The sequence below is a fragment of the Endozoicomonas sp. YOMI1 genome (assembly GCF_024606345.1).
Classification (GTDB): Bacteria; Pseudomonadota; Gammaproteobacteria; order Pseudomonadales; family Endozoicomonadaceae; genus Endozoicomonas.
In genome coordinates this window covers 1-8913 of the sequence record NZ_JAHHPM010000473.1, presented here as the reverse complement: position 1 = coordinate 8913, position 8913 = coordinate 1, and the positions used below count along the sequence as shown (strand labels likewise).

Here is an 8913-nt window from a genome sequence, read left to right as displayed (position 1 = left end):
AAGGACAAGGCGTTAGCAGAAACTGCTGCCTTGCTGGTACTCACAAAAAAGGCCCAAGAGATCTGGGGGGAACCAGAGGACGATTAATCTCCCTCCCGGATCGCCAAATTGCAGTCAACCTGATCAAACAGGCCGTGAAAGCTGGTGCTCGCCAATCGAAAGCCTGCGAGACTCTTGGCCTTTCAGAAAGAACCGTACAACGCTGGCCCCGGGAGGATGCTGTCAGGCAGATAACCGCAAAAATGCCAACACCGTGGGCGAGCAGCCAAGCCCGGTCACAGAAAGCCAACGTCGTATTGTGCTACCGGGCCAAATCAGGTCTGGTCATGGGACATTACCTTTCTTGCGCTCTCCTGTGCGTGGCCAGTTTTACTATCTCTATCTGGTAATAGACATATACAGCCGTATGATAGTGGTTTGGAAAATCCATGAGAATGAGTTTGCTGAACATGCCTCACAGATGATTACCAAAGCCTGTCTTCGCCACGGTATAGCAGCCTTGGAGAGGCCATTGGTCTTGCATTCAGACAATGGCAGTGCCATGAAAGGTGGCACTATGTTGTCCACACTGCAACGGCTGGGCGTGGTTAGCTCATTCAGCCGTCCAAGGGTGAGTGATGACAATCCGTTTGCTGAAGTCATTTTCAGAACACTGAAGTGTCAGGCAGAGCAATACCAGTTCGACAATCACAGTAACCAGACACTGCTGGAGCTGAATACCCCAGGAGACTATTCCTCATTGCCTGACAGGGATGATGATACTGCCGAATACCTGGTTCCTGTTGAATGGAAGTATACCGTCCAAGCTGATCAAGCCTTCCGGGAAACCGGGCTGTTTGGCAACCAGAATACCGTTTGTAGGCCATTAACACCTAAGTGGCGACATACGGTTGAACGGTTAAAACAGGTTTGGAAAATGAGGTTAATGCAAATTTCTTTACGCACCATTTCCGGACTTTTGCAACGAAGCATATCCATTTTCATCGTCGTCTTTATCGCATCAAAATCAAGCATTGTGGTAATTATTGTGCGGCGTTTGTTCTTAACAGCCCGGATAATCAACTCTTCAGGCATTTGATCATACAATTCCTGACTCATCCATTCGGGGCGGGTAGGCCGCTGAAGCTTGAACAATCCATCCTTGCTATTCAGTTTCTTTTAGCACTTTCTGAAGTCAAGCTTTCGGGAGCCATTTTTCTCGAAGACTACATCCGCCTTTGCTTGAAGTAGGAGAGCCAGTAGAAAGTAATTTTCAAAATTCGCATCTCCCAGCAGAATATCACCGTCGTTCAAATGGCTTAATAACTTTCTGAGCAAGGCTTGTTCACCCGTTTCTTTACCCTCAGGGTGCTACTGCAAAATCCAGCAACGCGCCACAGCCAAGACTCATCAGAACAAGGATTCTTAATATGGGAAACCCACACCCTTTTTTTGGGATTTCGGCTGAGGTTGAAAGTAAACGATTTTTATAGTCGTTCTCTTTCGGGCAAGCCTTGATTTTATCGACCTATAGCCTTAAGTCAGTGCCATTGGCCTTTAACCAACAACCGAGGATTCCTCAGGAGTTCAACGGAAACCATTGATGTCATTCTTTGTATACATCCTGCAATGCGCAGATGGCAGTTATTACACAGGACACACAGACAACCTGGAACAGCGACCGGCCCAGCATCAGTTGCGGTATTTTCCAGGCTGTTATACAGCCAATCGCCTGCCCGTTGAATTATAAAGTATCAACAAGCCTTCCCTTCCCGTGAGGAAGCCTTGGCTGCGGAACGGAAAATCAAGGGTTGGAGCCGGAAAAAGAAAGAGGCCATGATGCGAGGAGATTGGTCACAGGTGTCCCATCTTGCCCGTTCTCATTAAGCGCCTTCCAAGCCAGAAAACTCCCGACCAGGATTTCACTTACATTGATGTTGGCTCAATTAACAAAGAGTGGGGAATCATCAGTGAACCATCAGTATTGAGTACAACTGAAGCACCTTCACGGGCTCGCAAGGCGGTTAAAGAAGGTATGGTAATTTATTCAACTGTACGACCTTACTTATTAAATATTGCAGTGGTAAACCAAAACTTTTCGCCTGAACCTATTGCCAGTACAGCTTTCGCCATTCTGCGTCCTTTAGGTGGAATGGAAGCTTCTTACATATACCGATATTTGAGATCACCTTGCTTTGTCCAATATGTTGAAGGTTGCCAAACCGGCATTGCTTATCCAGCCATAAGTGATAAGCAGTTTTTTTCAGGATTGATTGCGGTTCCACCTGAAGCAGAACAACACCGCATCGTCACCAAAGTCGATGAACTGATGGCCCTGTGCGACCAAATTGAACAGCAGACCGAAGCCAGCCTGTCCGCTCATACGACAGTGGTAAAAAACCTGCTGGCAACCCCTGTATGATCAAAACAAGGCTCCCGATGAATGCCTGAATTTTCGTGGCATCAAGCCCGGCAAAAAGGCCAGAACAAAAGCCAGTGATGCCGCGCTCACCAGTTATGTTGCCAACCTGGACAGCGAACCCTTACTGCAAGACCCTCATATGGCCTTTGCGTTTTGCTATATCCTGAGCCATTACAGACTCGGGTTGATTGATGAACCCCGATCCCGGGAATTACTCGGTTATGTCGAAGAGCATCTGGAGCGGATAAAAGCGGGCCAGACATTGGTGACTTTTTGATTACTCGAATGATCGGCAATAAACATAAACCACGACCCCAACAGCTCTCTGCCGGTGCTATGGTTGAACCATCATTCACCAAACATTCAGAAACCCGGAGTACTGCTGTGTTTGCCGATCATCCGTTGCTCAAACCCTTTCTCAACCTTGAGCCCGATACCTTCCCGGCGGAAGCTATCCGCCAGGTTATCGCCCATCAACAGGAAATGACTCCGTTATTGCTGGCGGTACTGCGGGATTTTGCCGACGACCCCGAAGGTTATAACGAACAGGAAGGTAACTGCCTTCACCTGGTGGCACTGATGGTGCTGGCGCAATTCCGTGAGTCTGCGGCATTCCCCGTGTTAGCGGATATCATCAATGACTTCGATCAGGGTGAGGGTGACTGGGATTCCGGAGCCGCTTATGACTCACTGCTTTTTTCGATAGGAGTAAACGGGCTGGAAAGGATAGCAGCCTCTATTATGGTCAACGATATAGCCCAGCTGAAAGGCGTTATCTTGGACAGAAGCCATGGGCTTGAGCTTCGCGTCCTGGCCCTGGAAACCATAAAGTGTTTTTATTTTGAAGGGGACATAAGCCGCAGTGAACTGATCGACTTCTATTCCTCCCTGTTCAGGGCGTTTAAATCAGAACACTTGGAAGACGATTTTCTGCCCCTCTGGTTGACCCTGTACGATGAATGCGTGACGATTCATCCACAAGAACTGATGGAAGACATTCGGGAAGCCTGCGAAACCGGTTTTCTTGGCGAAGAATATAATGGCCGGTCGCTCGTCAAAGCCAGCGATTACTGTATCGAATCCCCTGAGCAATGGTGGCAGTCCAACCGGGAGCAACTGCTGACCGAGTTTGGTTATATTCATCATGCGGATAGAGAACTTGAAAGCTGGGGCATGAACCAGCATATCGAGTTTGAGGATTGGCTGGGTGGACTGGATTTCATGGATTTCAGCACTTCCCAAATAGCCGAAAAAGCGAAGCAACGTGCCGACCTGAATGAACAGATCGGCAATGCATACCGGGGGATATTCCACGAAAGCACCAGCACGCCCTTTGTCCGGGAGGACTCCAAAGTCGGACGTAATGACCCATGCCCCTGCGACAGCGGTAAAAAGTTCAAGAAGTGCTGTGGTCGATAGGAAACCAGCGCCGAATCAATAACAATTCATGAACTATGGATCAATAACCACAATACGTCACTATAGAACCCCTTCATTGCAACCAGTAGAATAATCCGTTTCATCATCACTGCGCAGGCTCTGAGCATTCCACGAACACTATTCTTATTCGGGGCTGCCATTATTGCCTTGAACATTGCCTTGAACGCCCTGGAGAAAGCATGTCCCAACTGGAAAATATCGAAGCCATCGAAAAACGACTGTGGAAGGCTGCTGACACGCTGCGTGGTAATTCTGAACTGACCAGTAATGAGTATTTTCTGCCGGTGATGGGGCTGATTTTTCTGCGTCATGCCTACAGTCGGTTCCTTGCCGCACGGCGTGATATTGTTGCCAGTCTTCCCAGTCGTGGTGGCAAGACCCGTGATGTGACCAAAGAGGACTTTTCCGGGAAAGGGGCCATTTTCCTCAAGCCGGAAGCTCAGTTCGATTATCTGGTTGCCCTGACCGATGCTGACGACCGCAGTGGTGCCATTATTCAGGCGATGGAGTCCATCGAATCGGAATACAAAAACCTGGAAGGGCAGTTGCCCAAACAGGAATACCGCAATATCCCCAACGATGTTCTGAAAATCCTGCTGAACACCCTGAACCCGGAAGAACTGCAAACAGCCAGCGGTGATATTTTTGGCCGTATCTATGAATACTTCCTCACCCAGTTTGCCGATCAGGGGGCGCACGATGGCGGTGAGTTCTTTACGCCGGTGTCACTGGTGCAGTTGATCGTTAATATTCTGGAACCCGATCACGGCAAGAATTTTGACCCGGCCTGTGGCTCTGGCGGTATGTTTGTGCAAAGTGCCCACTTTATGGAGCGTCATCAGCAGAATCCTCAGCAGCTTACCTTTTTTGGTCATGAGAAAAACCGTGTGACCACTCGCCTGGCCAAAATGAATCTGGCGGTGCATGGCCTGGAAGGCAATGTAGAAGGGGGCGACAGTGCCATCACTTATTATAAAGACCCTCATGCCGGGCTATTCGGCACGGTGGATTATGTGATGGCCAATCCGCCGTTTAATGTGGATGAAGTGGCGGCGGACAAGGTAAAGAATGACCCTCGCCTGCCCTTCGGCCTGCCCGGAGAGAACAAAAGCAAAAAGGTGCCCAATGCCAACTATCTGTGGATTCAGTATTTCTACAGCTATTTGAACAGCACGGGCAAAGCGGGCTTTGTTATGTCCTCCCAGGCATCCAGCGCCGGGCGGGATGAAGCGACGGTGAGAGCCGATCTGGTCAAGACCGGTGATGTGGATGTGATGGTGGATATCCGGGGTAACTTCTTTTACACCCGTTCGGTGCCCTGCCAGCTCTGGTTTTTGAATAAGGCAAAACCGGCGCAGCACAAAGACAAGGTGCTGATGATTGATGCCCGTAATGTCTATCGCAAAGTGACCCGCAAGATTTTCGACTTCAGCCCGGAGCAGCAGCAAAACCTGACCGCGATTGTCTGGCTGTACCGGGGAGAGTATCGGCGGTTTATTAAGCTGGTGATTGAGTATCTGAACGAAACCCTGATCCGTTTGACCGATGCACTGTTACCTACCCAACATCAGCGGGGTTTGCTGTGGTGTGCAGTAAAAATGCAACGCCAACTGAAAACCCTGCGTGGTGCCGTGACCGATCTGGAAACGCCGCCTGACCTTGATCTGGAGGGTTTCAATCGCACCCTTGAGCAGCTTTGCACCAGCCTGGCCGGATTGCAGCAGCAGGTTCTTCCCTGCCACCCGGCAGCCAGTGACCTGCCACTGGATGAAGTCCATCAGCTTGAGCAGGCCTACCAGCCTTTTGCCGACATCTGTCGTGATTTGATTAAGGATGTGGACCATGCCGTTAAGCTGGCAGCAGGTATGACGCAACAGGCGATCCTCCAAATTCGGGAAGAATTGCTGACTAAGGATGGGGAAGCCAATGAACTGTCAGCGACCATGAAAGCCGGTGCCACCGATGTAGCCGCCATGGTCAGCCATGAGCAAAAGCTGAAAACCCTGAAGGATGAGATCAACGGCCTGGGCAAACGGCGCACGGAATTGCAGCGCAATGGCAAAGCCATTGAGGAGTGGCGCAAAGTAGCGGTTGAACAGCTTAAGCAGGTGCGCTACTGCCACCAGCAGGCTCATTGGCTATTGTCCCGCTTCCCGGAAGCTTGCCTGTGTGATGTGGCAGGGTAAAGATGATGACGGAGTGGACCCGAACCACCCCAATACCGAGCTGTTGGATAAACTGGCCGAGGCGATTACCTTTGTCCGCAACTTTCTAAAACAGCAGGGGTTTGCGTTTGATGATCTGCTGAAGCAAACCGGGTTTGACCTGAATGCGGCCATTGATGAAGCCAAAGAGGCGATCAATGAGAATGACAAGACCCGCAAGCAGTTTGGCATTATGGCCCGGGAGGTGTTTAAGCTGTTCCGGGCCTGTATCAATGTCAGCGGGGTTCAGCAGTACCGGGATGAGCGGGATGCGATCAATATTGTCTACAAGCGGTTGCAGCAGGATCAGGAAAAGGCGGATATCTCCCATATTATTCAGGCGCTGCACGGTATTGTGGACTCTGCCATTGAGACCCGGAGTGAGGTTCGGGATGAGGACGACCAGAGCCGTTTATACGATATCAGCAAGATTGATTTTGACCGGCTAAAAAGTGAGTTTGAAGCCTCGAAGCAGAAGCGCACCACCGTTCAGAGCCTGAAAACGGCCATTGACCAGCGGCTGCATAAGCTGATGATTCAGAACCCTCTGCGGACCGATTACCGGGATCATTATGAGCGGCTGGTGAAGGAGTACAACCAGGAAAAGAACCGGGTAGTGATTGAGAAAACCTTTGAAGAGTTGCTGAAGCTGGCAGACCAGCTGAACGATGAGCAGAACCGGGCCGTTCGGGAAGGGCTGGATGAGGAGACCCTGGCGCTGTTCGACATTCTCAGGAAACCCGATTTAAGCAAAAAAGAGATTGCCGCGATCAAGAAGGTGGCCACCGAACTGCTGGCCACCCTGAAGCGTGAGCGGCTGAAAGTGGCTAACTGGCGGGAGAAGGAGTCTGCCCGTGATGCGGTTCGTCAGCAGATTTATGATTTTCTGTATGATGACAAAACCGGCTTGCCCGTGGATAACTATGAGGAGGCGGATATTGAGCATTTGACGGATGGGGTATATCAGCATATTTACCGGGTTTATCCTTCGTTGCCTTCGCCGGTTTACTCATCAATGCACTGATAAGTAGTTTGCCAAATGGAATCGTATATTTCTGGCTAAGTGGACAGCCTCCTGGGAGGCTGTCCGAGAATAGACTGCCCTACTGCGGCAACTTCACAATCCATCAAGGAACTTTTGGCAAATTTTCGGGTCAAGAATTTGGTGCAAAAATAATTAACGCAGTTACGTAGGGAATAAAACTATGTATCCAGCCATAAACTGTAAAGTGGATAGTGTGCCCGATTCAGCCTCTGGATTGAACATTGAATTAAATCAACCCGATCAACTGGGTAATTTTTACAGTCGTACCAGCTCCTGTGCTGCCGGTAGCAGCCCTGGCAACAATCCATCAGTTGGGGGTAAGCAGCCCTTTTTCGACTATCCAGAGGCAGTTACACTTGCTGACCGGACCATGGCTGAATACAGGAATATGCCCTCCCGGTTCGCAAGTGCAATGCCTGTAACAACCGGGCTGGCTACAGCGGATTATTCCGGCTGTGCAACAGGTGGCAGAGATAAAGCTGAAACCGTCAACGATTCATCAGTCTGTTCAAGGTCTTCTGATGGGAGCAAGCTGCGCGAACAGCTAAAAAGATTACTGGATCACTCACTTTTGCAATCGTATGTCGAAACAAATCCTGGTTTCTTGCAGAAGCTCAAGCTGGATGGGCTGGTAAAAAAGGCACTCCATGATTTCTTCAAAAATTCAACTTATCATTTTCCACCTGTGATTTCGGTTAACGATCAGGTGCAAGCCGAACAGTTGCTAAACTGGTTTGCCCAATCGGAACCTGGCCGAAGGCTGTACAGAAAAGCCGTTGCGAATAATCTGGTGGCTGTTGAACGTCTGTTGAGAGGGGCTGGCGTTGATATCAATCATCAAAGCACTAAAAGCGGCAACACGCCAATAATGGCAGCAGCCCTGGCAAACCACTGGACAATGGTTAGTTTACTGCTTGATGCAAATGCCAGTGTGGATAAACAGGACGAATCCGGTTTGCATTTATTGGATCTGATTTTTTGCGCCAGGAGGAATTACAGGATTACCGGTGAACAGCAGCATACACTTACTTTAAAAGCGCTACAGAATCAGCCCGATGCTCAGATCAAGGTTGCTCAGGGCAGTACGACCAAGTTGCTTTCCCTGCATGCCTTTCAACATGCAGTCAAGAGAAATTGTTTTTTATTATGCAATGCTTTGCTTCAAGAAAATGCTCCGCTGGTCAGTGCACTAAAACAATACCAGACAGGATCTCAGCTCATCATGAACGTAGTATCGGACTATCGTGACCTGGCGACAGCAACGACCTATCTGTTGAATTTGAAAGATAGTAAAGGGCAGCGACTTTTTAATCTCAACTGCAAGACACAGTATGGTGAAACGCTCCTGATCCTGGCAGCACAAAAAGGCAACACCAATACCATGAGGGCCCTGCTTAAAGCCCCGGGTGGTGGGCAAAATATTAATGATAGCGTCGTCACAAAAGGATTAAGCCCTATTCGATGGACTGCATACACTTATGCTCACTACTACAGTAAACGCTATAAAAACGGCTTTATCCTGAAAGAGCTAAGAATGTATGGTGCAGAACCGAAGCCTGCATCTTATGTGCTAAAAAGGCCAGATAGTGACTATGGTTATTCCGGCAGCTTCGGCAGCTTCGGCAGCTATGGCGGAGGTGGTGGTTCAGATTGTTGTATGGATAGTGGTGGTGGTTTTTAGTATTTTTATCTGATTTTCCTCATGGGAAGCCCGCTACTTTGAAAGGAAGGCATTACCGTAGCTTCGCGTAAAGCCTAGGAGGCTGTCCGAGAAATTGAGGATAAAAATTTCTGATTCTGAGGAGAATAGCGGGGCTATTTGA

Annotated in this window: 8 protein-coding genes and 1 pseudogene; all 9 read left to right on the top strand. The window is 49.3% G+C overall.

What is annotated here, in order from left to right; genetic code table 11:
- A pseudogene (locus KDK15_RS16670) lies at positions 1-389 on the top strand (helix-turn-helix domain-containing protein); the annotation flags it as partial.
- Complete coding sequence (locus KDK15_RS16665; RefSeq protein ID WP_257296516.1) at positions 356-1078, top strand: DDE-type integrase/transposase/recombinase; 723 nt, start codon at positions 356-358, stop codon at positions 1076-1078. The pseudogene KDK15_RS16670 and the gene KDK15_RS16665, both read left to right, overlap by 34 nt.
- Before the next feature lie 504 nt (positions 1079-1582).
- Positions 1583-1729 carry a GIY-YIG nuclease family protein gene (locus tag KDK15_RS21585; protein WP_373691393.1) on the top strand — a complete coding sequence of 49 codons (147 nt, stop codon included), beginning with the start codon at positions 1583-1585 and terminating at the stop codon, positions 1727-1729.
- A 234-nt stretch (positions 1730-1963) separates the two neighbouring features.
- Positions 1964-2401 carry a hypothetical protein gene (locus KDK15_RS16660; RefSeq protein WP_257296515.1) on the top strand — a complete coding sequence of 146 codons (438 nt, stop codon included), beginning with the start codon at positions 1964-1966 and terminating at the stop codon, positions 2399-2401.
- 139 nt (positions 2402-2540) lie between these two features.
- Entirely contained in the window at positions 2541-2678 is a 138-nt protein-coding gene (locus KDK15_RS16655) for a hypothetical protein (protein ID WP_257296514.1), read from the top strand.
- Between the two features lie 8 nt (positions 2679-2686).
- Complete coding sequence (locus KDK15_RS16650; RefSeq protein ID WP_257296513.1) at positions 2687-3820, top strand: DUF1186 domain-containing protein; 1134 nt, start codon at positions 2687-2689, stop codon at positions 3818-3820.
- Positions 3821-4020: 200 nt separating this feature from the next.
- On the top strand, positions 4021-6027 hold the full coding sequence (locus KDK15_RS16645; protein WP_257296512.1) for a type I restriction-modification system subunit M: 2007 nt from the start codon (positions 4021-4023) through the stop codon (positions 6025-6027).
- Entirely contained in the window at positions 6014-7069 is a 1056-nt protein-coding gene (locus KDK15_RS16640) for a DUF3387 domain-containing protein (RefSeq protein WP_257296511.1), read from the top strand. Before KDK15_RS16645 ends, KDK15_RS16640 begins: the two co-directional genes overlap by 14 nt.
- A gap of 181 nt (positions 7070-7250) precedes the next feature.
- Positions 7251-8771: an ankyrin repeat domain-containing protein gene (locus KDK15_RS16635; RefSeq protein WP_257296510.1), complete on the top strand. Its 1521-nt coding sequence runs from the start codon at positions 7251-7253 to the stop codon at positions 8769-8771.
- Positions 8772-8913: the final 142 nt, after the last annotated feature.